This window comes from Phenylobacterium sp. CCH9-H3, assembly GCF_001557235.1.
Lineage (GTDB): Bacteria > Pseudomonadota > Alphaproteobacteria > Caulobacterales > Caulobacteraceae > Phenylobacterium.
In genome coordinates, this window is the sequence record NZ_LSJI01000071.1 from 14,843 (window position 1) to 31,452 (window position 16,610).

Genomic DNA, 16,610 nt, shown 5'->3' on the forward strand with positions numbered 1-16,610 from the left:
GGGCATGCGCGTCAGGCGCTCACTCAGGCGGCAATCGCGGGCGCGCCGACGCCGTCCGCGCCGCTGGCGGCCTGTGGATCCGCCAGGGGTTCCTCGTCCGGCTCCGGCTCCGCCGGCGGTTCCGCCGCCCACGACAGATAGGCCGGCGCCCAGCCGCGCTCGGCCGCGCGTTCCGCGACCAGCGCGACCAGCTCGTCCTTCTTGCAGGCGCCCGCCCGGCTTTCGCCGGCGCCCATCTCGTCCAGCATATCGAAGAGCTTGGGCTTGGGGTGCGCGCCGAGGAACGCGGCGTCCGGCGTCCAATGCAGGGTGACGTCCGCCGCGCACAGCGCAGCGATCTCCACCGCTTCGGCCCGGGCAGCGCGCCGCACGGAGGTCGTGCGCTCTTCGCGCAGGTCCAGGCTGAGCGCCACCAGCTCGGCGAGCAGGGCCATCTTCTCGCCGTGGGCCAAGCCGTCGACCCAGGCGATAGGCGAGACCTCGGCCGCCTCCCAGGCTGCGCGGCGCTCCGCCAGACGACGGCGGACCTCGCCATCCAGCGCCTCGATCGGCGAGACGCCGACCCGCGCGTAGCTCTCAGCCTCGATCGCCAAAGCGCCCCCACCCTTGCCGCGGTTCTGCCGCAGGACGAGCACCCCGAAGAGCCGTGCGATCAGCGCCGTCAGCGCCACGGCCGGGTCGTCGGCCAGAGCGCGGATCAGGGCGCGCGTGGCGGTGTCGGTGCGCACGTCGTGCAGCACGTGGTTCACCCCCTCGAGCTCCGGCGCTGGCGCGACGGCGACGGGAGCGGCGCTGCTGACCGCGCGACGCAGCGGCGGGGTGTGTTCGAAGGCGACCGTGCCCGGCTCGTCGCCGGTTTCGTCCAGGTCCAATGGTCCGGAGACCTCCTCGTCATCCTCCACGGCGGCGGCGGGCGGCCCGAAGGCGCGGACGTCCAGTCCGGTGACAGCGTCCGAGAACACCTGCACCAGCGTGATGTCCCGCGTCGGCTCACCGGCGACGTCCGCCGCCAACTTGGCCTCCAGGAAGGCGGCGATATCAGGATCGGCAGCTTCGTCCGACAGGTCGCGATCGTGCAGGGCGCTGGCCGCGTCCTGGGCGGCGTCCTGCGCCTGGTCCCAGGCCGAGAGCGCTTCGGCGTCCAGGCCCATCCCATAGGCGTCACCGAAGGCCTCCAGGTCGGGGTCGGTGATCTCCGACGGCGCCACGGCCACCAGCACCTGCACGGCGTTCGACAGCAGCCCGGATGCCAGCGTCTCGGCGCGCGCCAGCCACGCGGCCTGCGGGACCTCGGGGTCGAGGACCACGTCGGGCCGCTCGGCGAAGAGGTCGGTTTCGATCCGACCGCCCGCCGCCACGTAGCGGTCGGCGCCCACCAGCTTGAAGCGCCGGTCGCGGATGGTCACCTGGCCCGCATCGAGGCGGTCGGTGATGCGCCACTCCTGGAAGCCGAAGCCGTTCAGGACGGCTTCGGCGATCTCGCCCTGCTCCTTCCTGTTGGGAAGGCGCGCCAGAAGCCGGGCCTGGCGCAGGTTCAGGCGGCCGGCCTTCAGCGCCTCGAGCGCCTTGGGGTGAAGCTCGGACAGGGCCGACAGCCGCCGGACCTCGACTTCGGCATAGCCCAGGGCGGCGGCGATCACGGCGGACGTCAGCTTGGCCTTCGTCATCTTGCCGATGGCCACGATCACGTCGGCCAGGTGAACCGGGACGGCGGTGTTGGTGAGCACGATCGCGGCGGCCTGCCGCGCCGGGTCGGTCTCCACGAAGGCAGGGACCGGGTAGTCGTCCGAGATCCGGCCGGCCTCGAGGAGCAGCTGCAACGCCAGCCAGCGCCGGCGGCCGTCGAGCGCCATGCCGGGCTTCTCGTTCTTCTTACCGGGGCGAACGGTCAGCGGCTGCAGAACTCCGGCGGCGAAGATGGTCTCGGCTAGCTCGGGGATCTCGTCGTCCGGCGGCTCGCTGAAGCGCATGTTCTCCGGCGCAATCGCGAGATCGCGCAGTGGAAAGGATTTCGGCAGGCGCTCGGGTTGCGCCTCAGGAAGGGAAGCGGTCGCAGGCATGGGGCGAACTCCGCCCGGCCGCGCGGGACAATCCCTGCGGTCCGGGCGCCCCGCGCCGCCCTTCCTCTTCCTCCTTCAACGCCAGATCGTTCCAATCCCCGGCGCCCACCGGCGGCAGCACGACGTCGGCCGCCACGCCCGCGCGGCGCAGGTGCGCGCAGAGCAGGCCTGCTGAGCGCTCGCCGTCCGGTCCCCGGTCCCCGGCGATCAGGACGGTGCGAACCCCCTCGGGCGCCCGCCAACGGCGCAGGTTGCTCGTCGACAGCAGCGCCCAGCCGGGCAGGCCGAACCGCGCCGCGGCGGCCAGGGTGGTGAAGACGCCTTCGGCCACCAGGAGGCGGCCACAAGCGGGGGCGGCAAGCTGGACAGCGGCCCCAGCCGGGATGGCGCCGATGACCTTGCGCGACGGCCGCGCGGTGCGGCTTCGGCGCCCGGTCGCGTCGAGGTAGGTGATCTCGACCGCGGTGAGCTCGCCATCCGCCGCCGCGATGGGCGCGAGCAGGGCGGGCCGGAAGGGTCCGCGACCGCGATAGACGGCCTGAGGGACGGCGCTCGATTGGCGGAGCGCGCCCACCTGCGGGCCGGCAAAGCCGCGGCCTTGGCAGTACACGCCAGCCGGCCCCTCCGACGAGATCGGCTGGGCCGCCGCCCAGAGCGCCTGCGCGGCGCGGACGCGCTCGGCGACGCTGCGATCAGGCGAAGGGTCCGCAAGGCTCGCGTCGCCGCCCCTCAGGAGCCGGTTCTGGGCATCGATCCAGCCGTCCGCGCGCAATGCGTCCAGCACCTCGCGCCAATCCGCCCGTCCGAAGCTGTGGACCAGCACTCGCCCGGCTTCGAGACGCAACGACACCGACCTGTCGGCCGGGCCGTGTCCCGGGGCGGGCGCCAGCGCACGGCGCCCACCGGCATACCATTCGCCGCCAAGGGCGCGGGCGAGCGCGGCAAGACTGGAGGGGCCGGAGGCGGTGGCGGGCATCGGACGTTCCAGGATCGAAGACGCCTGGTCGGCCCTTCCTCCACGTCCCGGTCACGCCACGAACAAGCGTCCGCGCCCTTGCGGGCGCGGCGAAAAGCGCGGCTTGCCTAGCGCTTGCGGCTCGCGTCGGCGCCCACGAAGCGACCGCTGTTGCTGTCCCGCTTCTGGGTCAACACCGATGCGGCCGCCGTCCGGGCCGACTTGGTCGACTTCGGGTTCGACAGCACCTTGCCGGCGACACTCTTTAGGCCCGCCGTCGGCGACTTGCTAACCGCCAGGGTCGACCGCTGGCTCGACACCACGGCCACGCGCTTCGACTGCTGCTTGAGCCAGTCGATCTCGGATCGCGGCAAGGTCCGGCTCGCGACCAAGGATTTGCCCTTCGACATCGGTGAGGCAGTCGAGGCCGTGCCCGAACTGCTCCTGCCAGAAGGTGTCGAGGTCTTCGCCATGTTTCTCCCTTAGCACGGCCAGGGTTTCGGGTCTGAGCGCAATCTGGTCTGCGTCGCGGCTCTGGGTAAGGGTGGTCATCCCGATGACCCGCCCGCCGTGGGCCTCGACGTAACCCTTGAGGTTCGCGAGCGTGCCGCCCACGCCTACGTGGTCGTCGACCAGCACGTAGTCCGCGCCCTCGATCACCGGGCCCTCGAACGCGGCCGGCGTCACCAGCCGGTTGAAGGCCTTGGCCCGCGTATGGCCCACGGTGTTGTTCTGGACGATCTCGCCGGCGCTCACCGTCAAGCCCAGCTCCCGAGCCAGAATCTGGGCCATGGCGTCGGGAATGGCGTTGAACCCAGTGGTCTCCAGCGCGGTGATCGGGAGCAGGATCGGTGCGCGGCCCGCGATGAGGGCCCGCAGCCGCTCCGTCGGCTCCGCAGCGAGCAGATCCTCGGCCAGCGTCAGCGCCGCGTCCGCGTCGCCCGCCTTGGCCGCGGCATAGGCCGGGTGGTGATCGCGCAGGACCGTCTCAGTGTGGACGATCACCGGCGCGAACCCGTCCGGCCAGGGCGTGCGGGGCGGCAGCGCCGCCGCGGCGTCGGACTCACTTTCGCTAGCCATGCGCCGATCAAACAGGACACGGGCCGAAACACCAACGACCGGGCCGCTGGCGTCACCGTCCTGGCAATGCTAGCCCCGCCAGAAGGGCGCCTTCGAGTCGATTGCCATGAATTCTGAATCCCTGGAGGCGCTGACCAACGCGCGCCGGCTGGTCCGCACGCTTGATGCCGCCCCCGATCCCCTGCGCCAGGCGCAGGCTGCGATCTCCGGCCTGATCCGCGCCAAGGGCTGGGCGCCGGACCAGGAACACGCGATCCTGGCGCTGGCCGAATGGCTCGCGCAGCGGCCGCCGGTCACCGCCCTCAAGCCGCGCTGCCAAGCCCTTCTGAAGACCCTGGCCTAGAGTTTTAAGGTCAATCTCAGCAGATATACTTCCGAACATCGGAAGGTTTCTTGCCTGTTTCTGCGCACCTCCGCGCGGTTCCCGCCAAACACTTCCAGGGGGTGAATATATCGCCCTTGCCAGCGGGAGTGGTGGCGCGTTGATTGAAAGATCAGTGACAGGAGTCAGGGAGCTTTCCGATGCCTATGGAGAGACTGGAGCCCTTTCGTCAGGCGTTGGTCGATCTGCGCCGGCGGATCCGCGACGGGGAGCTCGGCCCAGGCGCGCGGGTGACGGCCAAGGAGGTCGCCGAGGGGCTAAAACTCAGCCCTACGCCGGTGCGCGAGGCGCTGTCGCGCCTGGCCGGCGAGGGCCTGCTCGAGGAACGCCGCGGCGACGGCTTCTTTGTCCCGGAACTGTCGGCTGCCGACATCGCCGTCCTGTATCGCCTGAGCGAACAGCTCCTCCTGATCGCACAGGCAGAAGCGCGTGACGGCCGGGCAGCTGAGGCCCAGCCGGACGACGATCCGGTCCGAGCCGTCGAGCGCTTGTTCTTCGCTTGGACCGGTGAGGTCGGGAGCCGGGTGATCCTGGAGGCCTATCGCACTGTGGCCATCCGCCTGGCCCCCGTTCGTCGATGTGAGGTGGAGTTCATCGACGACCTCGCCCAGGAAGCCGAGCAGTTGCAGGCGCTCGCGTCCACGAGCGCTCGCGATGCGCGCGCCGAGGCGATCAAGCGCTTCCATCGCCGTCGCGTCGCGCTGGCCGAGCGCCTGTCGAAGCGCCTCGCGCCGCCAGCCTCGGAGGGCGACGCATAATATATCCGAATATATCGCGATATAGTTTGAGTATATCGCGCCGCCAATCGAGGGTTGTGCTGTCGCCGATCTGGCGACGCCCAAACCGGAGGACGCTATGTCCAAGCATCTGTCGATCCCCGCGAGCCGCCTGATCTGCCTCGGCGGCGCCAAGCTCGTCACCAACGCCGGCTACGCCGGTGACCAGGAAGGCCAACCCGACGACGGCCTGCCGAGCTAAGGGCTGAACCCACCCCGGGGCGCCTGTCCCGGGGTGGGTCGACCGCATCCAAGATGATCGCGACCGAAACGGTCCGGCTGGCGCCGGACGTGCATGCCGTCGGTGTAAACGGGGACCTTGTCTTCCTGAACGTGTCCCGCGACGCCTATATCTGCTTGCCTGATGGGGAGGCCGCCGCGCACCTGAGCGCTGATCGCCGCGCCTTGACCGTGATGCAGCCGGATCTGGCGGCGGACCTCGCCGGGGCGGGCCTGTTGGCAACGCTCGGCGGGTCCGAGGATGCGGCCGTGAATCCACTCGCGGCATGGCGACATCCCTCGCGCAGCGCGTTGCCGGATCGGTTCGATCCGCCGCGCGCGCGGGATGCGATCGCCGTCGCTGCGGCGTCGCTCGACCTGCTCACCGCTTATCGCGGGCGCGCCTTCCGCGAGATCCTGGCAATCGCGCGTCGGACGCGGACGGCGCCGCCGCACGAGAACGAAGCTCTGCTGGCCTGTGTCGCGGACTTCCACCGCTGGGCGCCCTTCGCCCCGACCAGCGCCAAGTGTCTGCTCCGCTCCTTCATGCTGCTCAGGTGGTTGCAACGCCGGGGCCACGACGCCCTTTGGGTCTTCGGCGTGCGGACCTGGCCGTTCCATGCCCACTGCTGGCTGCAATGCGGCGACCTTGTGCTCGACGACGAGCCGGATCGCATCCGGGCCTTCACTCCGATCCTGGTCCAGTGAAGCGCGCCGGCTATCTCGCCCTGACATGGCCGCGCGGAGCGGAGCTTGCCCGAGCGCGCGCCGAGCAGATCGCGCACATCCTCGCCGACACCGGCGACTGGCGCCTCAGTTACGCACACGCGGATCTGCGGGTCTGGACGGCGACCCGGGATCCGCCAGGCGTCAAGGCGCATATGGGCGGCGGCGGCGTCACCATTGGCGCGGTCTACCCGATGCCTGGCCGCCCCGTGAGCCAAGGAGTGGCCTGCGCGGAGCCTCTTGCGAACGCTCGGCAGATCAGCCGCGCGCACTGGGGCCGCTTCGTCGCATTGCTCCCGGAGCCGCAGGGAGCAGGGGTCTGGGTCTACCGCGACCCCTCCGGGGGCATGGCGGCCTTCGCCTGGTCCCTTGGCGACGGTCTGGAGGCGGTGTCCTCTGAACTGAACGGCTTTCCTCTCGGCATTGGCCCCCGACGCCCCTTCCTCAACTGGTGCGCCATCGCGGAACTGATCGCCAAGCCGGCGGTCTGCGCGACGCAGGTGCTGGTCGAAGATGTCGTCGCCATCCAACCCGGCGAGTGCTTCAAGTTGGGCGACGACAAGGTGGCCGAGGTGATCTGGAGTCCGGCGGACTTCGGGGACGATCCGATCGACGACTCCATGTCAGCGGCGGACGGCCTGCGCGAGCGCGTCGATCTGTGCACGTCGACCCTGATCGGCGGCTACGACCGGGCCCTCCTGGAGGTATCCGGCGGTCTGGACTCCGCGATCCTCGCGGGCGCCTTGCACCAGGGCGGGCTCACCGGGCGCATTTCCGAGGCCGTCAACATCGCCTTCGGCCGGCCCGAGTCCGATGAGCAGAGCTACGCCCGCGCGGTCGCCTCGCGAGCCGGCATCCCTCTCACTGAGCGCCGGCACCACCCCGAGGCGCTGGACCTCGCAGACCTCGAGGACCTGGCCGGTGAATTCCGGCCATCCGCCAACGGCGTCGATCCCAAATGGGACCGGGACGAGATCGAACGCGCCCACGCGACGGGGTCGAGGGCGATCGTGTCCGGACAGGGGGGCGACGCCCTCTTCATGCAGATGTCGACGCCGGGCCTCATGGCCGACGCTTGGCGCCGGGACGGCTGGTCTGCACTCCGCGGTCCCCTGCTGGGGGACGTGGCGCGCCGCACGCGGCGATCGGTCTGGGCGGTCCTGCGCGATGCGCGCGCCGAGGGGCGCGGGCGAGCCGCCCTGTCGGAGGAGCTGTGGTCTTCGCTTATCTCGCCGGAGGTGCGCGCCGCGACCCGGGACCTGAAGCCGACGTGGGAACGGCAGGCCGAGGCGCGTGGCCTGCCGCCGGGCAAGCGGTTGCACATCCATGCTCTGGCCCGGTTCCTCCTCAACGAAGGTCCAAGCCGGCGGCGGCGGGAAGTCGATGTGCTCTACCCGCTATTCGCTCAGCCGGTCGTCGAGCACGCCCTGCGCATCCCTGCGCCGGTGCTGGCCGGGTCCAGCTACGACCGCGCCTACGCCCGCAGCGTGTTCGCCGATCGGCTGCCGGACATCGTCGTCAAGCGACGCGCCAAGGGCATCGTCACCGTCTACTTTGCCAAGCTCATCGCCGCCAGCCTTCCGGCTCTGCGGCCCTACCTGCTCGAAGGCTGCCTGGCCGAAGCCGGCGTGCTCGACCGCGCCCGCCTGGAGCGCGCGCTCGCGCCGGAGCATCTCATCTGGGCGGCGAAGCCCTCGGACATCCTGTGGGCGGTGGCGACCGAGGCGTGGGTGCGTCACTGGCAGAAGCAGGTTCCGGACTCGCTGACGGCGCCGCGGGGGGTGTAGGCGGCCCGAGATGATCGTCCAGGAACCGGAAGGTCTGGGCGTAGATGTCCGCCACGTCGCCGGGGGCAGACGGCATGTGCATCGCGCCCCAGTAGACCAGCAGGAGCGCGTCCTTCCCCTGCCGGAAGAGCGCCGAGTACATGGCCTCGGACTGGGCGAGCGACAGGCCATCCTGGCCCCCGTGGATGAGCAGCAGGGGCGTGTGGATGCGGTCCGCCGCGAAGAGCGGGCTGTTGCGGACGTAGCGCTCGGGGTTGCGCCACGGCGGGACCTGCAGCTCCGGCTGCGTGCGCTCGACCACGCCGGTATGCCAGTTGCTCCAGTAGGCGAGCTCGGAGTCGAGCTGCAGATGGGCCGGGATCGATGACCAGTAAGAGGTGAGGTCGCTGAGCCCGTTCATGGACACCGCCGCTCGGAAGCAGTCGGTCTGGGTGATCGCGGTCATCGCGGCATAACCCCCGAAGCTATGCCCCATAAGCGCCATCCGATCGGGATCGAGCCGGCCTGCGAGCGCATCGGTGTTGATGGCCGCCTGGACGATATCCAGCAGCCGCCGGGCCAGCCCATCCGCCGGCTCGACCATGCCGCCCGGCGGGTTGGGGAGGCTGGGCACGAGGACGGCGTAGCCCCGCCCCGTGAGCACCCGCAGGTTCTGGTAGAACTCGATCCGGCCTGGCGCTTCGCCCGGCGGCTCTGCAAACGTCGCCCCGGGATAGGCACGCACCAGCAGGGGGAGGGGAGCTTTCGCCGGGGAGCCACCGGGTAGGAACACCCAGCTGACAACAGGCTCCCCGGCCGGGCCGGGATGGCGAACCGGGACGATCCGTGGGGGATCCCGCGCCTCCCAGCCGAGGTTGAGGGCGGCGACGCGGTAAGCCTTGCCGCCCGCGATCAGGTCGAGGGACTCGACGCCATGGTCGTCGGCATGACGCACAAGCCCGACCCCCGCCGCGCTGGCGTCGGCCCACCCGCGAGCCGTGTCGCCGGCTGTCACGGGCGGGTCCGCACGCTCCGCGCCGAAGCCAAGCAACACCTCTGCCCCTGACGCCTGGCGCGCCGAGACCCGGAGCCGCGCCGGCGACGCCCGGGCCAGCCGCGACCCGGCGCCGAAGCGCAGGTCACGCCAGACCACCAGCTTGCCTTCCGCCAAGGCCCGAGGCGGGCCATGGAGGCTGACCTGCCACACCTGGTCGCCAGCCCAGACCCGGAAGGCGTCGGCGCCCTCCAGACGGGCGGACCGGCTCGGCGGTGGGAGGTCGGCCGTGAGGTTGCGAGCGTCGCCGTCCAGCAGCGCCAGCCAGTCATCTCGTCCAGCGTCCGATGCGCCGGTGCGCCCGTAGACCAGCGGCGTCTCTCCGAGCCAGGCGGTCCAGACGGTGGCCGGGTTGAGGTCGAGGCGAGGGCGCACGTCGCGCCCTACCTGGCGGGCGGCGGCCGTCGCGGGATCGACGAGGAGGAGGCGCCCCTTCGGCCACAGGCCATCCGCCCCTCGGGAGAAAACGAGCAGATGCGTCCCGCGCGGCGACCAGGACAGAAGCTGCGGAGAGATATCGCAACCGCAAACCCCGCGCCGGACACCGGTGTCCAGATCCAACACCGACAGGCTCGAGGCCTCGGTCTCCGAGCCTGCGGGTCCCCGCACCGGCGCCTCGCCGCGCGGCTGCAGATCGGGCCCCGCCTCCAGCAGAGCCACCCGGCGGCGATCAGGGGAGAGTTCCAGGTCCGTGAATTGCCCCTCCGCGAGAACTCTCGCCGCCCCGGACGAGACATCCACTTGCAACAGGCGATTGCGGGCGCCGCGGTCACGGACTCCGAGGTAAGCGCCGCTGCCGTAGGCCGTGTGCGCGCCCCGCCCGGCCGCGGCCTTCGCCCACCGGGGGGTGAGCGTCCGTGAGAACGTCGAACCCTGGCGTAGCGCGAGCGGACCGCGTCCGTCGGGGCGGTCGAGGACCAGTAGTGTGCGGTCGTCGCGCCATTGGAGATTGCGGCCGCGCCCATCGCCCTGCGGGGTGATCGGCAGCCAGCGTACTGACCCCGTTGTCAGACTGACGACACCCAACCGCCATGAGGCCTCATCGATCCGCAGGACGGCCAACCGGGCGCCGGATGGCGAGAAGGCGGCCATGACCACGCCAGCGGGATCGCCCCGCAGCAACGGGCGGCCGGCGCCGGGCGCGCTCGCGTCGACGACTCGTAGGCGGCTCAGGGTCTGGACGACCGCCTGGTCATAGTCAAAGCGGCGCGCCGACGCGTAGGCGCCGCGCCATTCATAGATCAGGCGGCGCCCCGACGGGTCGAAGGCGGCCGCGCCCAGGGTCTCGGCCTGCAGCAGATCCTCGACCGTGAAGGGGCTGGCCACGGCGGGCGCCGTGGCCAGGAGACAGCCGAGCACGGCCGCAGCCGCGCAGCACAACCGGGGCATCCTCCGACGCTCACCAGCTGCGGGTCAGTTGCAGGGAGACGTAGCGGCCGATGGGATCGGCGTTGGCCGCGTCGTACCCGATGCCCACGCTGTTGTTGTAGAAGGGCGGGTCGCGATCGAAGACGTTGCGCACGTTCAGCAGCGCCGAGACCCCGGCCAGCGGGCCCGTCTTGGCCGCCGCCAGTCGCGCCTGAAGGTCAAAGGTCGGCTGGTCCCCGATCTTCACCCCGGCGTCGTCGCGGTAGCCGACCACGTAGTTGAAGGCGCCGCCGAGCGTGAGCCGCCCGCGGGTCCAGTCGGCGGTGACGCGACTGCGGAAGCGGACCGGGAAGTTGATCCGGTTGACGCGCTCGACGACCGCCGAAGTCGGGGTCAACTGCTGCTCGAAGTCGAGCATGTAGGTGGCGTTGCCGGCGAGCGCGATCGTGTCGCCGCCCACGTCGAAGCTGTAGCGGGCCGTCATGTCGACGCCGCGCACCTTGACCGACGCGGCATTCACATAGCGGTTGTCGAGGATCGCCCCGTACTGCTCGGCGGGGAAGCTGCCGGTTGCGTTGCTAAAGGCCGGGTCCGCCAGCAGGCTCTGGATCAGCGCCAAGTCCGAGGCGGACGTCGCCGGGGAGATACGGGTGACGAAGGTGGCCAGGTTGGGATCCTGCAACGCGTTGGCCTGGTTCGCCGAGACCGGCTTGTCGATGCGGTTCTTGAACCGGATATCGAACCCCGTCGCGCTCACCGACAGCCCCGGGATCGACGCGGGCTGCCAGTCGAAGCCGAGGGTCCAGGAGTTGGCCGTCTCCGGCTTGAGGTCGGGGTTGCCGCCTGAAAGCGTAAGCGTGACGACGCGGCCCGCCCCAAGCGCGAGAAGCTGAGGGTTGTACAGCGAAGGATCGGCGACCTCGCGCAATCCCGGGGCCCGGAACGACCGGCCGTAGGTGCCGCGTACCCGGAGCCCGTCCACTGGCGACCACACCACGCCGAGCTTCGGGTTCGCGGATGTCTCGAACGTCTCGTAGTGCTCGATACGACCGGCCACCGACAATTCCAGGCGCTGCAGGCCGGGCTTGGCGTTGTCCGGCCCGACGATCGGGATTTGCAGTTCCCCGAAGGCCGCCAGGACGGTGCGGTCGAGGTCCAGGCTGGAACTTCGCACCGGGGCGGTGGAGGCCACGTAGATCGTGCCCTCGGTCTCGAAGCCCTCGCGCCGCGCCTGCGCACCCACAGCCAGCTTCACCGGCCCGGCCGGCAGGCTCCACAGCGGTCCGTCGGCCTGCAGGTTGACGGACGAGACGCGGTCGCGGCTCCGCGTCAGCACCGTGCCGGAATTGATGTAGCCCAGCGCGGTTACGTTGCCGGCGCCCGCAATCCCGTTGAACGGGTTGAAGACGCCATGGCGCGCGGCGCTGTAGGCGGTGGCCGGGTTATCCGGCGTGTTCCCCAACGCCTCGTTCAAGATCACGGTGTTGACGACGCCGGCGCCGCGGTTCTCGTCCTGTTGCTGGGCGAAGGCGGCGTAGGCCTCGGAGCGCCAACCGCCCTTCAGGTCGAGGGTGGCCGACAGCGTGGCGGCCAGGGTGTCCGACGTGCCGTAGGCCGTGGGGTTCGGAACGTCCTCTCCGAAGCTGTAGGAGATCTGATGGCTCGCGGCCCCGGTCGGCGAGACGAAGAACGGGTTGCCGCGCCCCACCGTGAAGGTCGCCGGCCGCGGCACGTTGATGTTCTTGTAGCGGCGGCTGGCATAGCGGAGGTCGCCGGCCAGTTCGACACGACCAACGGCTTGGTGGCCGGCCGCATACAACGAGTTGAGGGTTTGCTTCGGCAGCACGTCAGCGCCCTGGCGCTGGTTGAAGCGGTTCGGGGCGCCCACGATGAAGTCCGATGGGCGCAGGCCCACGCCGTTCTGCCCCGCGGGGATCGCGTAGGTGGGGACGAGGGCCCGGGTGACCGGATCGGGCAGCAGGATGTTGCCGGGAAACGCCGAGGTGAGCCGTTGGTCGGTCCCGCCCAGCTGGCGCAGGTCCGCATCGCCCGCAAACGGACGCTGGGATCCCAGGAGGTCGTCCTGGCGGCGCAGTTCGTAGGCGACGAGGAGCCCGCCGTCTTCCCAAGTGCGCCCGAAGGTGAGGTCGACCTGGCCCTGCGCGCGCCCCCCTTGCGTCGAGGTCCCGCCGAGCAGCCGGACCTCAGCGCCATCGAACTCGCGGCGCATGATGAAGTTGACCACGCCGCCGACCGCGTCGGAGCCGTACAGGGCGGACGCCCCGTCGAGCAGCACCTCGACGCGGTCCACCGCCGCGGCCGGGATGCTGGAGATGTCGACGAAATCCGCGAAGGTGCCGGAGCCGGCGATCCGATGGCCGTTCATCAGCACCAGGGTGGCGTTGTTGCCGAGCCCGCGCAGGTTCAGCGCCGAGCCGAACGACCCGTTGCGAGAGAGCCGGTCAGCGCCGGTGCCGAACGATTCTTGCGCCCCGCCGCCGAAGTTGGAGGGCAGGGCCCGCAGCGCATCGGCGATCGTCGTGTGGCCGGACCGCTCGAGGTCGTCGCGGTCCAGCACCGTGACCGGCGAGGCCGGCGCAACCCCGCGCAGGTTCGAGCCGGTGACCTGCACCTCGTCCAGCAGCGTCGCCTCCCTGACGGCGCCGTCAGCGACGCTGGCGACCTCGAAAGGGCGGCTGTTCGCGGCTCCGGGCGCCGGTCGGTCCACCACCACGAGGTTCGCGTTGACGCGACGCGCCCGCAGGTCGGTCCCCGCAAGCAGCAACTCAAGAGCCTGCTCAGGCGTCAGACGACCCTTGACGGCCGGCGCCTGGCGGCCCGCCACGACGCCCTTCGAGAACATGATCTGCTGCTTGGTCTGGGTGGCCAGGCTGAGCAGCGCGGGTTCCAGCGCACCCTGCTCCAGCGTCACCGGGTAGGCGGGCTGCGCCTCAGCCGCCCCGGCGACCAGGACGGCCGCCGTGGCCAACCACGCCCAACGGCGACCCACGCGGTACTCGAACGCTTCGAACATGTTTCCCCCGCGACGACCGCGGGCTTTGCGCTACCGGAATGGCCTTGCTTCGGCGCCCAGGGGTTCGTCTGCAGGTCTAGAGGGGAGAACCCGCCCAAAACCCTCGCGCGCCTGTCAGAAAAATGTCGTCAGCTCGGTCCGAGGCGGATCTCGCGCGGCGTCTGCGCCGTCACCCGCAGCCCATAGAGCGACTGCGCCCCGGCCACGAAGTTCTCCACGTCGCCGGCGACGAACTGGCCGCTGACCAACTCGCCCGCCACCGCTTCGGGGGCGTCCAGCACCACCTTGCGGTCGGAGTAGCGGTTCACCTCGGCCACGGCGTCTCGCAGCCGAACGCCCGAAAACGTCAGCCGCCCGGTCGTCCAGCTTGAGACGTCGGCCACGTTCGTCGCCGAGGGGCGCGACACCCCGCGACGATCAGCGACCACGGCTTCGCCCGGCGCCAGCATGGCCTCGCCCTTGCCTTCGGATTTCACCTCGACGCGCCCCTGGGCCAGCGTCACCCGCACCGCATCGCCTTCGCGGCGCACATCGAACTTGGTGCCCAGCGCTCGGACCTGCGTGCCGTCGGCCACGACGATGAAGGGCCGCTCGGCGTCATGCGCCACCTCGAAGAAGGCCTGGCCCCGCTCAAGCACAACCCGCCGCTCCGCACCCCGGAAGACGACCCGCAGTTTCGTGTCGGTGTTGAGCCGCACGCGCGACCCGTCCGACAGGACCTCCAGACGTTGCCCACCCACCGCCGTAGCGTAGGACGGTTCCGCCTCACGCCAGGTGTAGATTCCTGCCGCCACCACCGCGCTGGCCGCGCCCAGCGCCAGCGGCGCCAGCACGAACCGCCGCCGCGTCGCCTTCACCGTCACCGGCTTCGCGGGATACCTGGCGAGCGCGGCCTCCGTCGCGGCCACCATGGCCGGCCGGTCCGCCAGACCGCCCGCCGCCTCCCAGGCCTGCTGCACTTTTCGGAAGGCCTCGGCGTTCTCCGGGGCCCGCCGCCATGTGCGGAACGCCGCCAGATCCTCAGGCGTCACGGAGGGACGCGTCATTACCGTGAACCATTCGGAGGCCTGGATCGCGCGATCAGCTGACTCGCTCATGGCCGCCACTCAGTCCTGCATCAGGGCCGCGCACCTTCGCCGTGCCTCCGAGAGCCGGGCCTCCACCCGCTTCACGGACAGGTTGCAGCGTTGGGCGATCTCCACATTAGAGAGACCACTGAACCGGCTCAAGACAAAGACGTCCCGGATCGGCTCCGGCAGTGCCAGGATCGCCTGCTCCAGCAGCACGGCTTGTTCCGCCTCCGGTAGAACGGTGGCCGGCGGCGCAAATACAAAGTTCGGCGACGCCCGCCGCCGTGCCTCTTCGACCGCAACGCGGATCGCGATCTTGGCCAGGAACGCCTTGGGCCTTTGAACCACTGACCCAGCGGCGAGGGCTCGCGCGATTGCCTCCTGCACGAGATCTTCGGCGACTTGAAAGCCAAAGCGGCGGGCCAAAAAACGATGCAGCCAGGCTCGCGTAGACGCCGCGTACAGGCTGTCCTGCCCAGCATCGGTTGGCAGTTCCGAAGAGCTCAAGCGCGTTGCCCAGGGTTAGCCACAAGCCGAAGCAGATTCTACCATTGCACACTGTCAGTGTGTAGAGTCGCGGTCTCCGCCCGGCAACATTCCCGGGGTGCCCGCTGACCCCGAACTGTTGAGCTTAGGCCGCCGGGTCCGCGCGTGCCGTAAGGCCAGTGGACTAAGCCAGGAGAAGCTCGCGGAACTCGCTGGTCTGCACCGAAACTACGTTGGCTTCATTGAGCGCGGAGAGCGAAACGCCAACGTAAAGACGCTGTTCGCCCTTGCGCGGGCCCTGCGCGTGGCGCCTGTCGAATTCTGGGTTTTTGATTAGTCGACTGGTGACTCCAAGGCGAAGTTCCGAAGGTCCGCTAGTTGGCGCCAGGCCTAAGCGTCGGTGGCCAAGGCGAAGTTCTTGACTCGCCACCCGTCAGGGGTTCGGTCCGGCGTGGCGCGAAGTGAAGAACGCGTGCGGCGGCACGGATATCGCGCACGCTGTCTTGGCCTCAAGGCCTTCGTGTTCGATCCGCGTGCGGCTCGCCAGGCTGCCGACAAGGCTCTGGTGGCAGCCAGGCCACCGAGCCCGCAGGCGCAATCAGGCTATTTCGACGGCCTGACAACCGGCGACGCCTTCTGGTCCAGCGGCGATAGCGCCTTTCAGGCGGAGTACACCCTCTATGCCGCGGAGGAGCACCAGCTCCTCGACAAGAGAACGTCGGCGGCCTTTGTGGCGTTCAAGGCTGCAGCCGAGCCGCTGCACCACTTCGCAGGCCAGCACTTCGACTGGTTCCTCGCCCACCAGGTCAACTACCCAGACCACCGGTACTGCCTGGCGCCGCACCTGAACGTGGACCGCGGCCTTCCTGCGCCGAATGCTCAGAAGGAGGCGGAGTACGCCGCACTCCAGGCGGAGCTGGACGCCCGCGTGAAGGCGGCTAGGAACGCCTATGCGGAGTTTGTCACCCGGCTGCGCGCGCTGGCGCACATCTGAGGGCCGGCAAAGGAAAGGCCGCCGGGACGATGCCGCGGCGGCCTCAAGTCGGGGAGGATCGGCCGTCCCGGCTGACCCTCGCTACACGCACTCGTAGAGCGCCAGCAGGTTGTCGTTCCACTTACCGTCGGCGTAGGTCCGCAGGTACTTCCCATGCGGCCCGTTCACGACGCCCACGTTGCCGCGGTTGCCGCGGACGAGGGTGTAGAAAGTGTTCGCGCCGGCCTCGATGGAGGCGATCACCTGGGCGCGGGTCCACTTCCAGCCGTCGCCGCCGAGGTGGGTGATCCCCTCGTGCGTGGCGTCGCGCGGCTGCTTGTTGATGCACTTCACTTGGACGTCAGCCATGGCTTTCTCCTGGGTCTGGCTGAGGAGCGCGCGGCCTACCAGGGCCGGGGGCGCGGAAAGGGGCTGGGGCTCGGAGGCCGCGGCGGCGCGTACGGGGTGTAGGGCGGTCGCGGGTCCGGCCGGGGCCAGGCGGGATAGTCGGGCATTGCGATGTCTCCATCTTGCTGAGCTCGGGCCGGCATGGGGCCGGCCCATAGCGAAAAGGGCCGCGCCAGGTGGCGCGGCCCTTGTCGATCACCCCTTCGGCGGGAAGGGGTCGTTGCCGTAGGAGCTGTCTCTTATACACATCTCC

At 70.3% G+C, this 16,610-nt stretch carries 16 protein-coding genes; 7 read left to right on the forward strand and 9 right to left on the reverse strand.

Annotated elements, in window-relative coordinates; all coding sequences use genetic code 11:
- Window positions 1–23: 23 nt before the first annotated feature.
- The 4 genes from AX721_RS06120 to AX721_RS06135 form a co-directional block, all read right to left on the reverse strand.
- Window positions 24–2,060, reverse strand: a complete 2,037-nt coding sequence (locus AX721_RS06120; RefSeq protein ID WP_068875131.1) for a ParB/RepB/Spo0J family partition protein — start codon at window positions 2,058–2,060, stop codon at window positions 24–26.
- Window positions 2,035–3,036, reverse strand: coding sequence for a toprim domain-containing protein (locus AX721_RS06125; protein ID WP_082765744.1), 1,002 nt, complete (start codon window positions 3,034–3,036; stop codon window positions 2,035–2,037). The genes AX721_RS06120 and AX721_RS06125 overlap by 26 nt, the downstream gene beginning before the upstream one ends.
- Before the next feature lie 107 nt (window positions 3,037–3,143).
- Window positions 3,144–3,344 (reverse strand): hypothetical protein, encoded by a 201-nt coding sequence (locus AX721_RS06130; protein WP_068875132.1) that lies wholly within the window; start codon window positions 3,342–3,344, stop codon window positions 3,144–3,146.
- Entirely contained in the window at window positions 3,304–4,095 is a 792-nt protein-coding gene (locus AX721_RS06135; protein ID WP_068875133.1) for a phosphoribosyltransferase, read from the reverse strand. Before AX721_RS06135 ends, AX721_RS06130 begins: the two co-directional genes overlap by 41 nt.
- A gap of 106 nt (window positions 4,096–4,201) precedes the next feature.
- Between AX721_RS06135 and AX721_RS06140 the strand changes: the two genes are divergently transcribed.
- From AX721_RS06140 to AX721_RS06155, 5 genes are all read left to right on the forward strand, one after another.
- Entirely contained in the window at window positions 4,202–4,438 is a 237-nt protein-coding gene (locus AX721_RS06140; RefSeq protein ID WP_068875134.1) for a hypothetical protein, read from the forward strand.
- Between the two features lie 185 nt (window positions 4,439–4,623).
- A complete protein-coding gene (locus tag AX721_RS06145; protein ID WP_068879377.1) occupies window positions 4,624–5,235 on the forward strand; it encodes a GntR family transcriptional regulator in 612 nt (203 codons plus the stop codon).
- Between the two features lie 97 nt (window positions 5,236–5,332).
- Window positions 5,333–5,455, forward strand: a complete 123-nt coding sequence (locus AX721_RS28540; protein ID WP_255355344.1) for a hypothetical protein — start codon at window positions 5,333–5,335, stop codon at window positions 5,453–5,455.
- Window positions 5,456–5,508: 53 nt separating this feature from the next.
- Window positions 5,509–6,180 carry a lasso peptide biosynthesis B2 protein gene (locus tag AX721_RS06150; protein ID WP_068875136.1) on the forward strand — a complete coding sequence of 224 codons (672 nt, stop codon included), beginning with the start codon at window positions 5,509–5,511 and terminating at the stop codon, window positions 6,178–6,180.
- Complete coding sequence (locus tag AX721_RS06155; RefSeq protein ID WP_068875137.1) at window positions 6,177–7,985, forward strand: asparagine synthase C-terminal domain-containing protein; 1,809 nt, start codon at window positions 6,177–6,179, stop codon at window positions 7,983–7,985. Before AX721_RS06150 ends, AX721_RS06155 begins: the two co-directional genes overlap by 4 nt.
- Here the strand turns inward: AX721_RS06155 and AX721_RS06160 are convergent.
- The 4 genes from AX721_RS06160 to AX721_RS06175 all read right to left on the reverse strand — a co-directional run bounded on the left by AX721_RS06160 (window position 7,873) and on the right by AX721_RS06175 (window position 14,997).
- Window positions 7,873–10,377 (reverse strand): prolyl oligopeptidase family serine peptidase, encoded by a 2,505-nt coding sequence (locus AX721_RS06160; RefSeq protein ID WP_197424653.1) that lies wholly within the window; start codon window positions 10,375–10,377, stop codon window positions 7,873–7,875. The two genes, AX721_RS06155 and AX721_RS06160, sit on opposite strands and share 113 nt — an antisense overlap.
- Window positions 10,378–10,417: 40 nt before the next feature.
- Window positions 10,418–13,420: a TonB-dependent receptor gene (locus tag AX721_RS06165; protein ID WP_068875139.1), complete on the reverse strand. Its 3,003-nt coding sequence runs from the start codon at window positions 13,418–13,420 to the stop codon at window positions 10,418–10,420.
- A 128-nt stretch (window positions 13,421–13,548) separates the two neighbouring features.
- Window positions 13,549–14,517, reverse strand: coding sequence for a FecR domain-containing protein (locus AX721_RS06170; RefSeq protein ID WP_068875140.1), 969 nt, complete (start codon window positions 14,515–14,517; stop codon window positions 13,549–13,551).
- A gap of 9 nt (window positions 14,518–14,526) precedes the next feature.
- Complete coding sequence (locus AX721_RS06175) at window positions 14,527–14,997, reverse strand: RNA polymerase sigma factor (protein ID WP_082765747.1); 471 nt, start codon at window positions 14,995–14,997, stop codon at window positions 14,527–14,529.
- Window positions 14,998–15,094: 97 nt separating this feature from the next.
- On the opposite strand from AX721_RS06175, the gene AX721_RS26690 reads away from it, so the two are divergent.
- The gene (locus tag AX721_RS26690) at window positions 15,095–15,313 is read left to right on the forward strand and encodes a helix-turn-helix domain-containing protein (RefSeq protein WP_082765748.1); all 219 of its coding nucleotides are present in this window, start codon (window positions 15,095–15,097) and stop codon (window positions 15,311–15,313) included.
- Window positions 15,314–15,376: 63 nt separating this feature from the next.
- Window positions 15,377–15,970 (forward strand): hypothetical protein, encoded by a 594-nt coding sequence (locus AX721_RS06180; protein ID WP_156467038.1) that lies wholly within the window; start codon window positions 15,377–15,379, stop codon window positions 15,968–15,970.
- 81 nt (window positions 15,971–16,051) lie between these two features.
- Here AX721_RS06180 and AX721_RS06185 read toward each other — a convergent pair whose 3' ends face one another.
- Complete coding sequence (locus tag AX721_RS06185) at window positions 16,052–16,318, reverse strand: DUF3892 domain-containing protein (RefSeq protein ID WP_068875143.1); 267 nt, start codon at window positions 16,316–16,318, stop codon at window positions 16,052–16,054.
- Window positions 16,319–16,610: the final 292 nt, after the last annotated feature.